General features: G+C 66.7%; 17 protein-coding genes. 12 read left to right on the plus strand and 5 right to left on the minus strand.

Translation table 11 applies throughout. The features are described 5' to 3' along the window. The first annotated feature begins 28 nt into the window (after positions 1-28). From ACKI1H_RS29795 to ACKI1H_RS29835, 9 genes are all read left to right on the plus strand, one after another. On the plus strand, positions 29-1,471 hold the full coding sequence (locus tag ACKI1H_RS29795) for a mannose-1-phosphate guanylyltransferase/mannose-6-phosphate isomerase (RefSeq protein WP_440467197.1): 1,443 nt from the start codon (positions 29-31) through the stop codon (positions 1,469-1,471). Between the two features lie 438 nt (positions 1,472-1,909). Next, positions 1,910-2,374, plus strand: coding sequence for a multidrug transporter (locus tag ACKI1H_RS29800; RefSeq protein ID WP_440467198.1), 465 nt, complete (start codon positions 1,910-1,912; stop codon positions 2,372-2,374). Between the two features lie 61 nt (positions 2,375-2,435). Next, positions 2,436-3,266 (plus strand): SDR family oxidoreductase, encoded by an 831-nt coding sequence (locus ACKI1H_RS29805; RefSeq protein WP_138521998.1) that lies wholly within the window; start codon positions 2,436-2,438, stop codon positions 3,264-3,266. After that, positions 3,263-3,616 carry a hypothetical protein gene (locus tag ACKI1H_RS29810; protein WP_440467199.1) on the plus strand — a complete coding sequence of 118 codons (354 nt, stop codon included), beginning with the start codon at positions 3,263-3,265 and terminating at the stop codon, positions 3,614-3,616. The genes ACKI1H_RS29805 and ACKI1H_RS29810 overlap by 4 nt, the downstream gene beginning before the upstream one ends. Next, a complete protein-coding gene (locus ACKI1H_RS29815) occupies positions 3,616-4,002 on the plus strand; it encodes a hypothetical protein (RefSeq protein ID WP_440467200.1) in 387 nt (128 codons plus the stop codon). Before ACKI1H_RS29810 ends, ACKI1H_RS29815 begins: the two co-directional genes overlap by 1 nt. An 85-nt stretch (positions 4,003-4,087) precedes the next feature. Then, on the plus strand, positions 4,088-4,759 hold the full coding sequence (locus tag ACKI1H_RS29820) for a tyrosine-protein phosphatase (protein WP_440467201.1): 672 nt from the start codon (positions 4,088-4,090) through the stop codon (positions 4,757-4,759). A gap of 74 nt (positions 4,760-4,833) precedes the next feature. Beyond that, on the plus strand, positions 4,834-5,721 hold the full coding sequence (locus ACKI1H_RS29825; RefSeq protein ID WP_440467202.1) for a TIGR01459 family HAD-type hydrolase: 888 nt from the start codon (positions 4,834-4,836) through the stop codon (positions 5,719-5,721). 30 nt (positions 5,722-5,751) lie between these two features. After that, positions 5,752-5,997 carry a hypothetical protein gene (locus ACKI1H_RS29830; RefSeq protein ID WP_138522008.1) on the plus strand — a complete coding sequence of 82 codons (246 nt, stop codon included), beginning with the start codon at positions 5,752-5,754 and terminating at the stop codon, positions 5,995-5,997. A 132-nt stretch (positions 5,998-6,129) separates the two neighbouring features. Continuing rightward, positions 6,130-7,791, plus strand: a complete 1,662-nt coding sequence (locus ACKI1H_RS29835) for a SulP family inorganic anion transporter (RefSeq protein ID WP_440467203.1) — start codon at positions 6,130-6,132, stop codon at positions 7,789-7,791. A 54-nt stretch (positions 7,792-7,845) separates the two neighbouring features. On the opposite strand, the gene ACKI1H_RS29840 is transcribed toward ACKI1H_RS29835, so the two are convergent. The 4 genes from ACKI1H_RS29840 to ACKI1H_RS29855 are packed head-to-tail and all read right to left on the minus strand — an operon-like array spanning position 7,846 to position 12,669. Further along, complete coding sequence (locus ACKI1H_RS29840) at positions 7,846-8,751, minus strand: efflux RND transporter periplasmic adaptor subunit (protein WP_138522012.1); 906 nt, start codon at positions 8,749-8,751, stop codon at positions 7,846-7,848. Positions 8,752-8,764: 13 nt separating this feature from the next. Further along, positions 8,765-8,965, minus strand: a complete 201-nt coding sequence (locus tag ACKI1H_RS29845) for a DUF1656 domain-containing protein (RefSeq protein ID WP_138522380.1) — start codon at positions 8,963-8,965, stop codon at positions 8,765-8,767. A gap of 1 nt (position 8,966) precedes the next feature. Continuing rightward, positions 8,967-11,153, minus strand: a complete 2,187-nt coding sequence (locus ACKI1H_RS29850; protein WP_440467204.1) for an FUSC family protein — start codon at positions 11,151-11,153, stop codon at positions 8,967-8,969. A 1-nt stretch (position 11,154) separates the two neighbouring features. Next, complete coding sequence (locus ACKI1H_RS29855; protein ID WP_440467205.1) at positions 11,155-12,669, minus strand: efflux transporter outer membrane subunit; 1,515 nt, start codon at positions 12,667-12,669, stop codon at positions 11,155-11,157. Between the two features lie 294 nt (positions 12,670-12,963). On the opposite strand from ACKI1H_RS29855, the gene ACKI1H_RS29860 reads away from it, so the two are divergent. Together ACKI1H_RS29860 and ACKI1H_RS29865 are read left to right on the plus strand one after the other, a co-directional pair. Further along, positions 12,964-13,899, plus strand: coding sequence for a LysR family transcriptional regulator (locus ACKI1H_RS29860; RefSeq protein ID WP_017519048.1), 936 nt, complete (start codon positions 12,964-12,966; stop codon positions 13,897-13,899). A gap of 206 nt (positions 13,900-14,105) precedes the next feature. Beyond that, a complete protein-coding gene (locus tag ACKI1H_RS29865) occupies positions 14,106-15,080 on the plus strand; it encodes a 2-hydroxyacid dehydrogenase (RefSeq protein WP_440467206.1) in 975 nt (324 codons plus the stop codon). A 95-nt stretch (positions 15,081-15,175) separates the two neighbouring features. Here ACKI1H_RS29865 and ACKI1H_RS29870 read toward each other — a convergent pair whose 3' ends face one another. Then, on the minus strand, positions 15,176-16,069 hold the full coding sequence (locus ACKI1H_RS29870) for a DMT family transporter (protein ID WP_440467207.1): 894 nt from the start codon (positions 16,067-16,069) through the stop codon (positions 15,176-15,178). Between the two features lie 136 nt (positions 16,070-16,205). Here ACKI1H_RS29870 and ACKI1H_RS29875 point away from each other — a divergent pair, with 136 nt between their 5' ends. Then, positions 16,206-17,081, plus strand: a complete 876-nt coding sequence (locus tag ACKI1H_RS29875) for an AraC family transcriptional regulator (protein ID WP_138522022.1) — start codon at positions 16,206-16,208, stop codon at positions 17,079-17,081. Positions 17,082-17,191 lie beyond the last annotated feature (110 nt).

Here is a 17,191-nt window from a genome sequence, read left to right on the forward strand (position 1 = left end):
AGAACGCAAACGCTTTAGGAGAAACCCGATGATCCCAGTAATCCTTTCCGGTGGTAGCGGCTCGCGACTCTGGCCTCTTTCGCGCAAACAGTATCCCAAGCAGTTCCTGGCCCTGACCGGCGAGCACACGCTGTTCCAGCAGACCCTGGAGCGCCTGGTGTTCGAAGGCATGGAGCCGCCGGTGGTGGTGAGCAACCAGGAACACCGTTTCATTGTCCAGGAACAGCTCGAAGCGCTGAGCCTGAAGACCCAGTCCATCCTGCTCGAACCCTTCGGCCGCAATACCGCCCCGGCGGTCGCCATCGCCGCCATGAAGCTCATGGCCGAAGGCCGTGACGAACTGCTGCTGATCCTCCCGGCCGACCACGTGATCGAAGACCAGCGCGCCTTCCAGCGTGCCCTGGCACTGGCCACCAACGCCGCCGAAAAGGGTGAGATGGTGCTCTTCGGCGTGCCCGCCGATCGCCCGGAAACCGGCTACGGCTACATCAAGTCCGGCGACGAGCGCGGCCTGCCGGACGGCGTCATCCGCGTCGAGCGCTTCGTCGAGAAACCTGATGAAGCCCGTGCCCAGCAATTCGTCGAGGAAGGCGGCTACTTCTGGAACAGCGGCATGTTCCTGTTCCGCGCCAGCCGCTTCCTCGAAGAGCTGAAAAAGCACGACGCCGACATCTACGACACCTGCCTGCTCGCCCTGGAGCGCAGCCAGCACGACGGCGACCTGATCAACATCGACGCCGCCACCTTCGAGTGCTGCCCGGACAACTCCATCGACTACGCCGTGATGGAAAAGACCCGCCGCGCCTGCGTGGTCCCCCTGGCCGCCGGCTGGAACGATGTTGGTAGCTGGTCGTCGATCTGGGAAGTCCACGACAAGGACGTCAATGGCAACGTCACCATGGGCGACGTGGTGGTGCATGACAGCCACAACTGCCTGGTTCACGGCAACGGCAAGCTGGTGTCCGTGGTCGGCCTGGAAGACATCGTGGTGGTCGAGACCAAGGACGCCATGATGATCGCCCACAAGGACCGCGTGCAGGACGTCAAGAAGGTGGTCAACCAGCTCGATGCCGCCGGCCGCAGCGAGACCCAGAACCACTGCCAGGTCTACCGTCCGTGGGGCTCCTACGACTCGGTGGACATGGGCGGCCGCTTCCAGGTCAAGCACATCACCGTCAAGCCGGGCGCACGCCTGTCGCTGCAGATGCACCACCACCGCGCCGAGCACTGGATCGTCGTCTCCGGCACCGCCCAGGTGACCTGTGACGACAATACCTTCCTGCTCACCGAGAACCAGTCCACCTATATCCCGATCGCCTCGGTGCACCGCCTGGCCAACCCGGGCAAGATCCCGCTGGAGATCATCGAAGTGCAATCGGGCAGCTACCTGGGCGAAGACGACATCGAGCGTCTGGAAGATGTCTACGGCCGTACCACCGAAAACGTCGAAGTACAGGCGGTAGTGCGCTGAACTGAGGGTCACTGGACCTGGCGCTTCCCCCATCGGCGCCGACGCCCCCGCACCTTATGGTGCGGGGGCTTTTTTATGCCCGCCGGCTCCGATGGCACCCGTAAGGCGCATAACTCGCCAGCGTTATCCGCCGTGGTCGGGCTGGCAGCACAACAGATGTGACAACTATCTGTAGGAGCGAGCTTGCTCGCGAACCGCAACCTGCCGACCTCCCCGGCGAGCGCTTGCGTAGGATGGGACGAGCAGCGTTCCGCGAGCTTGCGATACCCATGCTGCCGGTGCGCGGGAATCGATGGGTATCGCTGCGCTCCACGCCATCCTACGTTCTTGCTCCGCCTTGGCTCCGGCGAGGCAAAACTCGCTCCGACAAAGAGCGGCGTCAGCCCATCGCGACGAAGCTCCTGCTAAGGTATCCACACATCCCCCACGGAGCGCTCCATGCTGTACGGCATCCTGCTGATCGTCACCTGGATCATCCTGCTGATCCGCTATCCCTCCCGCGCCCTGCCGATCTCCGGCGCCGGCCTGGTCGGGCTGGCCTGTGTGATTGCCATCGCCATCTGGCAGGACAACAGCGACGCCCGACAGCTCGAACACCTGGAGCTGCGCATCGCCTACCAGCCCGACCAGTGCCCTCCCGGCCGCCCGCTGGCCGTCAGCCTGAAGAACGGCGCCAATCGCCCGCTGCTGGAACTGCGCTGGAAAGTCGCCGCCTACCGTCCCGGCGATACCACCGACCTCGCCGAGAACCTCTACGAAGCCCCGCGCTATCGCGGCCCCGGTGCGCTGCTCGCCGGCGACAGCTGGAGCGACTGCCTGCCGCTGCCGCCGCTGCGCCCCGGCTACCGTGCCAGCACCCTGGAATTCCGCGCCGAGCGGGTGAACGGTCGATTCGGCAACTGATTCACCTGCCCCGCACAATCCGGTACGGTAGTCCCGCCCACAGCCCAAGGACTGCCCCACCATGCCCCAGCCCGTCGCCCTCATCACCGGTTGCTCCAGCGGTATCGGCCGCGCCCTCGCCGATGCCTTCCAGGCCGCCGGTTACCAGGTCTGGGCCACCGCCCGCCGCGACGAAGACGTCGCCGCCCTTGGCCAGTCGGGTTTGCGTGGCGTGCTGCTGGACGTCAACGACGAGCCCGCCGTCGAGCGCCTCGCCGAGCTGCTGCAACGCGAAGCCGGGGGCCTCGATGTGCTGATCAACAACGCCGGCTACGGTGCCATGGGTCCGCTGCTGGATGGCGGCAGCCAGGCGATCCGCCGACAGTTCGAAACCAACGTGTTCGCCGTGGTCGGCGTCACCCGCGCACTGTTCCCGGCGCTGCGCACACGGCGCGGGTTGGTGGTGAACATCGGCAGCGTGTCCGGTGTGCTGGTGACGCCCTTCGCCGGCGCCTACTGCGCATCGAAAGCGGCGGTGCATGCGCTGAACGACGCCCTGCGCCTGGAGTTGGCGCCCTTCGGCATCGAGGTGATGGAAGTCCAGCCCGGCGCCATCGCCTCCAACTTCGGCGCCAACGCCAGCCGCGAGATGGCCGCGGTGGTCAGCGAGGACTCCGCCTGGTGGCCGTTGCGCCAGTTCATCCAGGCACGCGCCGCCGCCTCCCAGGACAAACCCACGCCGGCCAGCGACTTCGCCCGCGCGCTGCTGGCCGCCGCACAGAAGTCTCCGCGCCCGCGCCTGGTGCGCATTGGCAACGGCAGCCGAGCCCTGCCGCTGCTCTCGCGCTGGCTGCCCACTGGCCTGCTGGACAAGGTGCTGAAGAAGCGCTTTGGCCTCAACGGTGCGCTATGAAGCACTTCCTCTTTCGCATCGGCCGCATCCTCCTGCCGTTCCTCCTGCTGCAACTGGCCGTAGCCATCGGCGTGACGGCGTACCGGGGCGAGCTGAGCGCAGCGGCCCTGTGCGAGACCACGATCTACGTCGGCTTCGCCTGCTGCGCGCTGGCCGCGCTGATGCTCAAGGGCAGCCATGACAGTGCCGGCCTGCTGCGCAATCGCGAGGTGATGAACGCTGCCGCCACCTCGACTCGTCTGTGGCACGGCCTGATGGCCGATCTCGCCGACGGCCGCGCCTTCGCCGTCACACTGATGACCAGCAGCGCGCTGCTGTTTACCGGCGCCTACTTGCTGAAGGGGGGCTGATGACTTACCCGGTCCGCTACCTCGCCCTCGCCGGCATCCTCGCCGCCTTCTTCCTCAACGTGGTGGCGCGCGGGCTGCTACGGGTCGGCGGCGTGCCAGCGACCTTGCTGGTAGCAGCCGTGATTGCCGCCGCCATGGCCTTCTGGTTCGCCCGCCGGCACAAGCGGCTGGCGGAAATCGGCGAACGCTGGCGGCTGACTGCGCTGTACGGCGGCGGGCTGGCAGTGCTCTACGCCATCCTCGTCGGCATGGCCGCTTGGAAGAACACACCGAGCCCGGCGGCGCTGCTGATCTACGCGCTGAACTACCTGTGCTATCCGCTGTGCGTCTGGTGGTTCTTCCGCCCCGGCGTGCTTGCGCGCTTCCTGCCTGCCGGCCGGCGCTGAGCAGGCTTCACGCTTTCTTCACCTGCTTTTCATTCGGGCACAACCGGCCTCCACCTAAGGTGACGCGGACCTTAGAGGAGTTCCCATGTCCCTGCCTTCGATTTTCCGTGGCGTCATCGCCGCTGCTCTGCTGGGCACTGCGCTGCAGAGCATCATCCCCCTCGCCCAGGCCGCTGGCGAGACGCCGGCCGACTGGGCCAAACCGGTGGACAAGTCGTTCAACCTCTACCAGATGTCGCCGACCCTCTACCGCAGTGCCCTGCCCGCCAGCGCCAACGTGCCCGAGCTGCAGCGCCTGCGAGTGAAGACCGTGGTGAGCTTCATCAAGGACGACGACCGCGAATGGATCGGCCAGCACGATTTGGAGGCGGTGAGCTTCCCGACCCACGCCGACCGCGTCGATGACGCCGACGTGCTGAAGGTCCTGCGCATCCTGCAGAGCGCCGAGCAGAACGGTCCGGTGCTGATGCACTGCAAGCACGGGCGCGACCGCACCGGCCTGTTCGCCGCCATGTACCGCACCGTGGTCCAGGGCTGGAGCAAGGACGACGCGCTCAAGGAGATGACCCAGGGCGGCTACGGCACCGAAGATGACATGACCGACGCCATCGCCTACGTGCAGAAGGCCGACATCGGCCAGCTGCAACAGGCCCTGGCCAGCGGCGAGTGCAGCACCTCGGCCTTCGCCGGCTGCCAGCTCAAGGGCTGGCTGGCGGACACTTTCGGTGAGGAAAGCGCGCTGCACCCGGCGCACTGATCGGCGCATCTGTCACACCGTCATGGCAAGAGTGCGCTAACGTGGGCGCACTCCCACCGTTGCACAGGCACGCCATGACCAGCTCCCGCTTCAGCGCCGTCACCCACACCCGCTACATCGACCACGCCGGCCTGGATGCCTTCTGCGCCGACTACGACGGTTTCCTGCTCGACCTCTGGGGCGTGCTGATCGACGGTGTCGACGTGTTCCCCGGCGCCCTCGACTGGCTGGCCCGCCGCGCCGCCGAGGGCAAGCCGGTGTGGTTCCTGAGCAACGCCTCGCGCAGCGTCCCGGAAATGGCCGACACCCTGGTGCGCCTGGGCGTCTCCCGCGAGCTGTTCGCCGGCATCACCACCTCCGGCCAGCTGGCCATCGATGCCTTCACCCATGAACGGGAATTCCAGCGCGGCGGCATCTACACCGTTGGCGTGGGCGATGCGCTGACCACCTGGCCGGTGGAGATTCGCGAGCGCTTCAGCGACGACATCCACGCCGCGTCGATGATCCTCGGCGTCGGCAGCTTCCCGCAGAACGAGCTGGAGGAACGCTTCGCCCCGCTGCGCGGCGCCACCGACAAGCCCTTCCTCTGCGCCAACCCCGACCGCGTGGTGGTTTCCGGGGGCCAGACGGTATTCGGCGCCGGCCGCCTGGCCGAGGCCTTCGCCGAGGAGGGCGGCAAGGTTCACTGGTACGGCAAGCCCGATCCATCGGCGTTCCGTATCGCCCAGCGGCAGCTGGAAGCACGCGGAGCGAAGCACATCCTGTTCGTCGGCGACTCGCTGGTGACCGACGTCCCCGGCGCGCTGGCCGCGCGTATCGACACCCTGTGGCTGGCGTCCACCGGCATTCACCGCCAGGCGCTGGGCGTGCCCTTCAACGGCGAACTGGACCCGGAAAAGACCAATGCGCTGCTCGACGGCTACCCAGTTCGTCCGCACTTTGCCGCGCCGGGGCTGGTCTGATTTCAGGACAATCGCCTGAGTTCGCCCCCCATGAACGAGCTGATCGACCTGCTGCAATGGCCAGCCATGCTGGTCACCGTCCTCGCCGCCTGGCTGGTCGGTTCCCGTGACCGGAAACGGCGCAAGGTCGGCTTCTGGGTATTCCTCGCCAGCAACGCGCTGTGGATTGCCTGGGGGATTCCGGCCCAGGCCTATGCGCTGGTGCTGCTGCAGTTGTGCCTGGCGGCGATGAATATTCGCGGCAGCTACAAGAACCGGCTGCAGCAGGACGGCTGAGCTCCAGCGGCCGTTTCCACTGCGCAATCCGGACGTTCCGATGAGCATCCGGGAAAGCAGGCGTTGCCCTGTCGGCCAGGCAGCTGTTCGAATGCGCCATCGCCCCTGGCGCATCGATCGATGGGTTGTTCCATGAAGCTATTTCCGGGTATTCGCCCACTCTCCCGCACGCGCGGCTGGCGCGATGTCCTTTCCGGCGTGTCGCTGGCCGCCATGGATATCCCGCAGTTGCTGGGTTACGCCCGGATTGCCGGGATGCCCGCGGTGGTCGGCCTCTACACCGCCCTGCTGCCGCTGGTGGCTTTCGCGCTGTTCGGCGCCTCGCGCCATCTGGTGGTGGCCGCGGACTCGGCGACCGCCACCATCTTTTCCAGCCGACTGTCCGGTATCGCTCCCGGTGGCAGCGCCGAATACCTGGCGTTGGCCGCCGGGGTGGCATTGCTGACGGCCGGCATGCTGCTCATTGCACGGCTGTTGAAGCTGGGCTTCCTCGCTGATTTCCTCTCACGCACCGTGCTAACCGGCTTTCTTGCCGGCGTCGGCGTGCAGGTCGCTCTGGCGATGGGGGGCGATCTGCTCGGCATCGAGGTAACGGCCCGCGACAGCGTTCACCAGGCGCTCTACCTGGCAAGCCACCTGCTGCAGGCCCACGGCCCGACCCTCGCGCTATCCCTGTCGCTGATCGTCATCCTGCTGGCGGCCAAACGCTGGGGCCCGCGCCTTCCCATTCCGCTGCTGGTGCTGGTGGGCTGCATCGCCGCCAGCGCCCGCTTCGACCTCGCCGGCCACGGCATTACCGTGCTCGGCCCCATCGCTGGCGGGCTACCTTCGCTGGTCCTGCCGCGACTGGCGTGGCAGCAATGGCTCGACCTGCTGCCCATCGCCTTCGCCTGCTTCGTGATGATCATCGCCCAGGCCTCGGCCGCCAGCCGGGTGTTCGCTGACCGTTACCAGGAACACGACGACCAGAACGCGAACATCCTGGGGTTGGCCGCCGCCAACGCCGCCGCGGCGGTGAGCGGTGCCTTCGTGGTCAACGGCAGCCCGACCCAGACCGCCATGGCCGACCAGGCGGGCGCCCGCAGCCAGTTGGCGCAGCTGGGCTTCGCCGCCGTGGTGGCGCTGGTCCTGCTGTTCTTCAGCGACTGGCTGCAGTACCTGCCGCACTGCGTGCTGGCCGCCGTAGTCTTCACCATCGGTCTCGGGCTGATCGACCTGAAGGCGCTGCGGGCAATGCGTCCGGAGAGCCCCGCCGAGTTCCGCATGGCCCTGGTCACCGCCGCCACCGTGGTCCTGGTGGGCGTCGAGCAGGGCATCCTGCTGGCCATGGCGCTGTCGTTGCTGCACCACGTCCGCCACAGCTACCGGCCCCACAGCCAGATGCTCGAGCCCGGCCCGCAGGGGCGCTGGCTGGCCCGGCCGGTGGAGTACGGACAGGTCACCGCGCCGGGGCTGATCGTCTATCGCTTCGGCGCCGACCTGTTCTACGCCAACGAAAACCTCTTCATCCAGCAGGTCAACCAACTGGTCGACCACGCCCCCGGCGAGTTGCGCTGGTTCGTCATCGATGCCGGGGCCATCACCAGCCTGGATTACTCGGCGGCCAGGGCGCTGGGCGAGCTGTGCCAGCGCTTGCAGGACAAAGGCATCCAGCTGGTGTTCGGGCGGGTCAACGACTACCTGCGCCAGGACCTGGAGCGGCACGGCATCACCGCCCTGGTTCCGCCGCAACACATTCTGCCGACCCTGCACGAAGCGTTGGCGCTGGCCGGCGTACAGCCACAACTGGGCTGATGCCCACTAACGAAAACGGGAGCCGAGGCTCCCGTTTTCATGCATCCGATCCGATCACTGCGCCGCCGCAGCCGCGCCATCGGAGTGTTCCGCGTTGCGGCTCTCCGGGTTGACGATCACAGTGGCAGTGATGCCCGCCGCCAGCAGCACGCCCTCCGGCACTTCGTCGATGTGGATGCGCACCGGCACGCGCTGGGCCAGGCGCACCCAGTTGAAGGTCGGGTTCACGTCAGCCACCAGCTCGCGGCTCTCGGGATTGTCGCGGTCGTAGATGGCGCGGGCGATACTCTCGACGTGGCCCTTCAGGCGCTCGCCGCTCATCAGTTGCAGCTCGGCCGGGTCACCGACACGGATGTGCGGCAGCTTGGTCTCTTCGAAGTAGCCGTAGATCCAGTAGGAGTTCTCGTCGACCACGGCCATCTTCGCCTCGCCCACGCGGGCGTAGTCGCCACGGTGCACGTTGAGGTTGGTCACGTAGCCGTCCACCGAGGCGCGTACCTGGGTGCGCTCCAGGTTCAGCTTGGCGGCGTCCAGCGCGGCCAGCGCCTGCTGGTAGTCGGCCTCGGAGGCGGCTGCGGTGTTGCTGGCGTCGTCCAGGCTCTCGCGGGAGACCACTTCCTCGTCCATCGCGCGGCGACGCTTGGCGTTGAGCTGGCGCATCTGCAAGGTGGCCTTGCGCGAGGCGACCAGGGCTTCGGCCTGTTTCACGGCGATCTGGTAGTGGTCCGGGTCGATCTGCATCAGCAGGTCGCCCTTCTTTACCTGCTGGTTGTCGCGCACCGGCACGTCGACCACCACGCCGGAGACGTCGGCGGCGACGTTGATGATGTCGGCGCGCACCCGGCCGTCGCGGGTCCAGGGCGTATCCATGTAGTTCACCCAGAGGGCGCGGCCGATCAACGCGGCGACCGCCAGGATGATCAGGGTCGCCAGCAGGCTGATGATGGATTTGAGAGTCATGGGTGCACGCTCGTTACTTATAGATAGTGAGAGACAGGCCGCCAAACAGGCAGGCAAACAGGCACACTCGGAACAGCGCCGGGTGCCAGGTGAAGCGGTACAGGCCGATGGAGGCGAGGATGCGGTCGATGCCCCAGCACAGCAGTGCGGCGACGAGGAACATCAGGGTCAGGGTCGGCATGTAGACCCCGTGGAACGCGATCTCGCGGGGCAGGTCAGGCAACATGGGTGGTTCTTCCAGAAGAGGTTTCGCCATCGCGCAACGGCGACTGCGGGTCGAGCAGGCTGCTACGGATGAAGTGCAGATAACTGAGTACGCGGCGCAGCGGCGAGCTTTCGAAGTCCGGAGCGCGCGGCTCGTCAGTGGTCTTCACGCAGTCGATTGCCTGCTCCACGGCGGCCAGGGCGCGCTCGCGGTTGGCTTCGCACGGTTTGACGAACAGGCGGATCAGCGCGCGGCCCATGCTGCGGATCGACTGCCGCCAGGGCGTCGACTCGGCGTAGCAGGATTCGGCCGGCAGGTTCTCCTGCTCGACACGCAGCTCGATGATCGAATGGCCGATCTCCAGCACGACAAAGGTCCAGCGCAGCAAGCGGCGTTGCATCTGCGGGCTGCGCGCGGCGACGCCGTACGCCTGGTTGAGCAGGTCGCGGGTGCCACTCTCGAAGGACGAAACCAGGCCGTCGAGCTTACCGCTGATGGCCTCCACCACGCGCAGGCGCAGGTCCTTCTCCAGGCGGCGCCACAGCCAGGCACTGGTCGGCGGCATGATCACCGCGGCGACCACCGCGGCCAGGCTCTGCGACAGCACCAGGGCGATGTACTCGTTGAGCATGCGCCCCGGATCGTAGACGGTGAGGTTCGCCGGGATCGCGCCGAAGCTGAAGAACACCAGCAGGCCCAGGCCGTAGCCGGCGTACTTGGGCTTGATCGAGAAGAACGCGCCCACCGCGAATACCGGTGCCAGGGCGAACGCCAGCAGGGCGAAGCCGTCCAGGTGCGGGAACACGAAGAAGGTTTCCGAGAAACCGAGGATCGCCGCGAAGAAGGTGCCCACGGCCATCTGCATGGCCATCTTCGCCGGGTCCGGCGCGGCCGAGACCAGCGCAGCGACGGCGGCGGCGTTGAGCACGAAGGTGCTGCCGCTGGGCCAGGCGGTCTCGATCCAGAACAGGCCGAACACCAGCACCATCAGCGCGGTGCGGCCGCCGGCCACGAGCGAGGCGACCAGGTTGGCCTTGGGCGAGAAGCCGTGCTTCCAGTTCTCCCGCTCGTGCTTGTGCGCAGCCAGGGAAGCGTGGGTCAGGGCGTAGTTGTAGAGGTCGTCGGCCAGGCGGTAGAGCAGCTCGCCGGCGGTGTTGTAGTCCAGCAGCGCGGAGGGCTCGTCCTGCACCGCGAGGAGTTGCGCACGGCCGGAACGGATGCACTGCATCATCCGCGTGCGGTGGCTTTCCAGCTGTCCGGCGAGGCGCTCGGCGTCACGGTCGGTGACCGACTGGCCGCGCCACGGAGCGAGCACCTGGGTCAGCTCGTCCAGGCACGGTTGCAGGGCGCTCAGCACGGCCTCGGCCTCCTGCGCACGCAGGCGCGAGAGCAGCTGGTGCAGCGCGTGGTAACGGGTGGTGAGGACCATGAACTCGTTGTTCAGGCGCGACAGGCGGCCGGAGCGCAGGCGCATGTGCGGGTCTTCGAAACGGGTAACGCTGCGCAGCGCTTCCAGGCCCACGGCCTGGGAGGCGAAGGCCACGTTCGCCGCCTCGAACTTCGGCCGCTCACCGCCGCCGAGGTTATCCAGGACGAAGCCGGCGAAAGCGCCGAAACGCTGGTACAGCGCGCTGCGCATGGCGGTGCTGGAGGTCTGCGGGAACAGCGTGGCGCTGACCACCATGGAGCAGAGAATCCCCAGGCTGATTTCCAGCACCCGCCAGATGGCCGACATGAATGCGGCTTCCGGGTGCAGGGTGGCGGGGAGGCCGATCAGCGTGGCGGTGTAACCGGCGAGGACGCACGCGTAGGAACGGAAGTCGCGGTAGCGCGCGGCACCAACGGTGCACAGGCCGATCCACAGCGCCGACACGAGCAGGAACAGCTCGCGCTGCTGGGCGAAGATGGCGATCAGCGCAACCATCACGGAGAGGCCGACCAGGCTGCCGAGAATCCGGTAGAAGCTCTTGGCGAACACCTGACCGCTCTGCGGCTGCATGACGATGAACACGGTGATGGTCGCCGTGCTCGGCTGCGGTAGTTCGAGGCGCATCGCCAACCAGAGGGTCAGCAACGCGGCGAGCAGCACCTTGGCGATGTAGATCCAGGTAATGCCGTCACTGCGGCCCCACTCCAGCAGCGCGCGACGCAGGGCGTCCAGCGGTGCCGGGTGGGCGCTGAAGTCGTTCGCCGCCATATCAGCGCCCGGCTCCCTGAGCTGCGCGCACGTCGACGGTCTCGGGGACCATCTTCGCCTCTTTCGGGCCTTCCTGCTTGTCCATCAGGCCGCCCCCCAGGGCGACGACGAGACCGGCGTGGGTGGCCAGGCGCGCGGCGCGTACCTGCTGTTCCACCAGTTGCTGCTGGAAGAGTCGGGTCTGCGCGTTGAGCACGTTGAGGTAATCCGTCAGGCCGCCACGGTACGCCTTGGTGGCGATGTCGTAGGTGCGCTGGGCCGAGGCCACGGACTTGGCGGCGAAGCCTTCCTGCAGCTCCATGGAGTGCATGCGGATCAGCTGGTCGGAAATACCCTTGAGAGCATTGACCAGGGTCTGGTTGTACTGCGCCACGGCGGCGTCGTAGCCGGCGGACTCCTGGCTCAGCTGCGAGCGGCGGCGGCCGCCGTCGAAGATCGGCAGGGAGATGGCCGGGCCGACGCCGTAGGTGAACTTCTCGGCGTTGAGGAATTCCAGCACGCCGCCACCGACGGCGCTGTAGCCGATGCTCGCGACCAGGTCGACGTTGGGGTAGAACTCGGCGCGGGCAACGTCCACGCCCTTGGCCTGGGCAGCGACCTTCCAGCGGCTGGCGACCACGTCCGGGCGATGGCCGAGCAGCTCCATCGGCAGCTTGCTGGGCAGGCCCGGGCCTTCGGCGAGCTTCAGGCTCGGGCGCTGGATCGAAGCGCCAGCGCCGGGACCTTTGCCGGCGAGGGCGGCGATCTGGTTGCGGGTCAGCTGGATCTCCTCGTCCACCGCCTCGATCTTGCGCTCGGTTTCCGGCAGCGGGACTTCCGCCTGGCTGACTTCGAAATGCGTGCCGATGCCACCGTCGAGGCGGCGCTGGGCCAGGGCCAGGATGCCTTCCTGCTGCGCCAGCATGGCCTTGCCGATATCCAGCTTGGCGTATTGCAGCGACAACTGGATGTAGGCACGGACGATGTTGCTCTCCAGCTCCAGCTGGGCCATGCGCGCCTCGGCGGCGGTCATCTTGGCGATGTTGACGTAGCGCTCGGTGTTGCTGCGCTCACGGCCCCAGAGGTCCAGCGAGTAGCTGAAGCCCAGGGCGGCGTTGTTGTTGAAGGTGGTGCTGTCGGCCAGGTCGCCCGGGCCGTAGAAGTAGTCGGTTGGCCAGCGGTGGCGGGTCAGCGAGGCATCCACGCCGATCTGCGGTGACTCGGCGGATTCGGCGATGCCGGCCATGGCCATGGCCATGCGCACCCGTGCCTCGGCCTGGGCCAGGGTCGGGCTGCCCTCCAGCGCGTTCTGCACCCAGGCATTCAACTGCGGATCGCCATAGGCGCGCCACCACTGCTCGGCCGGCCAGCCTGCTTCCTGGTTGGCGTGCGCGATGGCGGCGTCGGTGGCCAGCTCGGTGTCGCCCAGGCGCTGTTCCTGCGGGGCGATGCCGTTGGTGCTGATACATCCGGCGATTGTTGAAAAAATGACAAAGGAGCCGACGAACGTCAGTCCTTTCACGAGGTGACGCGACACGGTGGAGGTCCTGGAAGTGGTCTAGCTTTTCAGCGTGGGGCTTTTAAGCGTGGAGAGCCGGCAAAGCCAGTTGCGGCGATTGAATTCTAGGGATGGGAAAGGGAACGGATAAGCCAGCTGATTTGTGATTGTTTATTACCGATAATGAAACAATGTGTGTCGCCATCCATGTGACAATAGGCCGCCCCCGCTCTGCTCCGCGCATTGCCACCCATCAAGGACATGCCGCCGGCGACGACGTATCGCTTCATTGGCGTCGCCACCCGGGACAGACGCCCCACTGACGAGGCCCCAATGGACACACTGCAGACCATGCGTGCGTTCGCCTGTGTCGCGGAAACCGGCAGTTTCACCGCCGCCGCGCAGCAGCTGAACACCACCACCGCCTACGTATCCCGCGCGGTCGCCAATCTGGAGTCCCACCTGCGGACCCGCCTGCTCAACCGCACCACCCGGCGGATCGCCCTCACCGAGGCCGGCCAGCGCTATCTACTGCGCTGCGAGCAGATCCTCGCCTATGTCGAAGAGGCTGAAGCCGAAGCCAGCGACGCCCACGCCCGCCCCGCCGGCCGCCTGCGCGTGCACTCGATGACCGGCATCGGCCAGCACTACGTGATCCGCGCCATCGCCAACTATCGCCAGCTGCATCCGGACGTGACCTTCGAACTGACCATGGCCAACCGCGTGCCGGACCTGCTCGACGAAGGCTTCGACGTGGCCATCGTGGTCGCCTCCGAACTGCCCGACTCGGGCCTGGTGTCCCAGCGCATCGGCGAGACCTACAGCATCCTCTGCGCCTCGCCCGACTACCTGGCCCGGCGCGGCACGCCCAAGACCCCGACGGAACTGATGGAGCACGACTGCCTGCGCCTGATCAGCCCCGTGCTGCCGCTGGACAAATGGCTATTCGACGGCCCCAACGGCCAGGAAATGATCACCCTCGGCCCCTCGCCCTTCCAGGTGAACGTCGGTGACGCCATGACCGAGGCCATCGGTTCGGGCATGGGCATCAGCGCCCTGCCCGTCTACTCGGCCATCGATGGCCTGCGCGACGGCTCGCTGGTGCGTGTGCTGCCGCACTACAAGTTGCAGATCCTCAACGTCTACGCGCTGTATCCCTCTCGCCAGTACCTGGACGCGAAAATCAAGACCTGGGTCGCGTACCTGCGGGAAAATCTTCCCGGTGTGCTCCAGGCCGATGGCGCCGGCCTCGCCGATGTGGGACCCTGACCACCCTTTTCGCCGTGTTTCGCGGGCAAGCTCACTGTGTAACTCCCTACCCCGGTGTTCAGTGAGCTTGCCCGCGAACCCATCTTCTTCCCCGCTGCGAACCACCCCACGTTCGATAATCGCCCGGCGCGCACGCAAGCCTTGCGCCGCTCTGGTCCGGCAATGGTAGGGTTAACCCCCTCCCGTCTCCCAGCCGTCCGAGAGCCATGAAAAAGAACGTCTTCGTCTTCAGCCGCCTTGCCCCGGAACACCTCGACCGCCTGCGCAGCCAGTTCAACGTCACCGTGCTGGACCCCAAACAGGGCGATGTCGACGCGCAGCTGGCCGCTGCCCTGCCGACCACCCACGGCATGATCGGCGTCGGCCGCCCGCTGGGCGAGAAGCAACTGGCCCAGGCCACGCAGCTGGAGGTCATTTCCAGCGTCTCGGTGGGCTATGACAACTACGACCTGAACTACCTGAACCAGCGCGGCATCCCGCTGACCAACACCCCGGACGTGCTCACCGAAACCACCGCCGACCTCGGCTTCGCCCTGATCATGGCCGCCGCCCGGCGCACCGCCGAGCTGGACGCCTGGACCAAGGCCGGCCAGTGGAAACGCACCGTGGATGCCCAGCACTTCGGCGTTGACGTGCATGGCAAGAAGCTCGGCATCCTCGGCCTGGGCCGCATCGGCGCAGCCATCGCCCGTCGCGGCCACTTCGGCTTCAACATGGACATCCTCTACCACGGCAACAGCCGCAAGCCGGAGCTGGAACAGGAGTTCAATGCGCGCTTCTGCGGCTTCGAAGAGCTGCTGGGCGAGGCGGATTTCGTCTGCGTGGTGGTACCGCTGTCGGACAAGACCCGCAAGCTGATCGGCAAGCGCGAACTGGAGCTGATGAAACCCAGCGGCATCCTGGTGAACATCGCCCGCGGCCAGGTGATCGACGAGGCCGCGCTGGTGGAAGCGTTGCAGGAAAAACGCATCCTCGCCGCCGGCCTGGACGTCTACGAAAAGGAACCGCTGGCCGAATCGCCGCTGTTCGCCCTGCCCAACGCAGTGACCCTGCCGCACATCGGCTCGGCCACCCACGAAACCCGACAGGCCATGGCCGAGTGCGCACTGGACAACTTCGAAGCCGCCCTCCGTGGCGAGCGACCGAAGAATCTGGTCAATCCGCAGGCCTGGAAGGCCTGAGAGCTCAGCGTTTTTGCGAAGAATGGCGTGGAGCGAAGCGATACCCATCGATCAACGTGTGAACACCGTTGATGGGCATCGCAAGCTCCACCCATCTACGCCCGCACTGGCTGTAACACCGGCCTGGGCTTGCGGAACACCAGCACGTTCCCCGCCATCACCAGCCCCAACCCGGCCAGCGCCGGCAGGCTCCACTGGTAGCCCTCGGCAAAGGCCGAGACGTTCAACGCCACCACCGGGAACAGCACGGTGCAGTAGGCCGCGCGCTCCGGCCCCATGCGCCCGACGAGCGTCAGGTAGGCGGTGAAACCGATCACCGAACCGGGAATTGCCAGGTACAGCAGTGACCAGACGTACTGCGGGCTGGCGTCGAAGGTCAGCGGTACGCCCTGTACCAGACAGATCGCCAGCAGGATCAGCGACCCATAGAGCATGCCCCAGGCGTTGGTCGACAGCGGCCGCAGCCCGGCCTTCTGTTGCAGGCTCGACAGCAGGTTGCCGGCCGAGAAGCACAGCGTGCCGAGCAGCGCCAGGCCCAGTCCGTAGAAGGTCTCCCGCGTCGCCTGGTGCCCCGACAGCTCCGGCCAGAACAGCAGTGCCAGCCCTGCGAGGCCGAACGCGCCGCCGCCCAGTACGTTGGGCGCAATGCGCTGGCCGAAGAAAATCCGCGCATTCAGCGCATTCCACAGCGTGGCGGTGGAAAACACCACGGCGACCAGCCCGCTGGGGATCCACTGGCTCGCGGTGTAGAAACACAGGAAGTTCACGCAGAACAGGCACAGGCCCTGGGCAAAGCAGATCACCTGCCCACGTCGCCCCAGTGGCTGCAGCTTTCTGGACACCAACAGCAGGGCGAACAGCACCAGCGCCGCCAGGCTGAAGCGGTAGGCGATGGACAAGGGAATGGCGACCACGCCGACCTGCAGCTTGATGGCGATCCAGGTCGTGCCCCAGATGAGCACGGTCAGCAGGTAGAGCGAGAGATTCATGGCAGTCTCCGGAGTACTGGGGAGACAGTCTCCCGCCCAGGCCCGGCACCGGCTTGCAGATTCTTGCGCTTATTGCGACAACCGGGCTGGCAAGGCGCGCCCGCGCGGGTAGAGTGAAGGCAACAGAGGAATACCCATGTCAGCCATTTCGCAGCTCGAAGTCTTCCAGTCGATGAACGCCTCGCCCAACGCTCGCCTGGAGCGTTGCGCGGAGCTGGGCGACGGGCTGTCCGCGGCGATCTGGAGCAACAGCCACGATGCCCGCGACTACCACGCGCCCAGCCATCACACGCTGTCGTGCTACCTGAACGACGGCACCGGCACTTTCCGCCGTGGCGCCCCCGGCACCACTGGCGCGCCGGACAAACTCTGCGTAATGCCGGCCGGCGCCGAGTCGGCCTGGATCGTCAACGGCGACATCCGCCTGGCGCACCTCTACATTGGCCAGGAACAGTTCTCCCTCGGCTGCATCCGCCTGCTCGACCGCGAGCCGCGCGAACTGCAACTGCACGAACGCACCTTCCTCGACGACCCGCAGCAGGCCGCGCGCTTCCGCCAACTGGTGAAGCTCGACTGGCAAGAACCGGGCGAACGCATCCGCACCAGCACCCTGGCCCATGACCTGATCGATCACCTGTTGCTGAACCAGGTCGGCCTGCGGGAAGGACTGAGGCTCAAGGGTGGATTGGCACCGACCATGCGCAAGCGGGTAGCGGATTACATCGAGCAACGACTGGACCAGCCGCTGTCGCTGGGCGAGCTGGCGATGCAGACGGCACTGTCGGAATACCACTTCGCGCGGATGTTCCGCGAAAGCTTCGGCATGCCGCCGCACCAGTACGTGCTGGCCCGCCGCGTGGCCTTGGCGCAGCGCCTGTTGCGCGATACCCGCCAGCCGCTGAGCCAGGTTGCCCTGGCCTGCGGGTTCTCCAGCGCCAGCCACTTCGCCAACCGTTTCAGATCGGTGGTGGGTGGGACACCGGGGGAGTACCGGCAGGCGTTCGAGGAATAGAAGGTCGGCAGGCACCCGCGAGTGGACAGAGTTCGCCCCTGCGCAAACGGCTGACCTGCTCGCGAATATTCCCCACTGCCAAGCCAGGTTCGCGAGCAAGCTCGCTCCTA

Source organism: Pseudomonas sp. YH-1, assembly GCF_051990045.1.
Taxonomy (GTDB): Bacteria; Pseudomonadota; Gammaproteobacteria; order Pseudomonadales; family Pseudomonadaceae; genus Pseudomonas; species Pseudomonas nicosulfuronedens.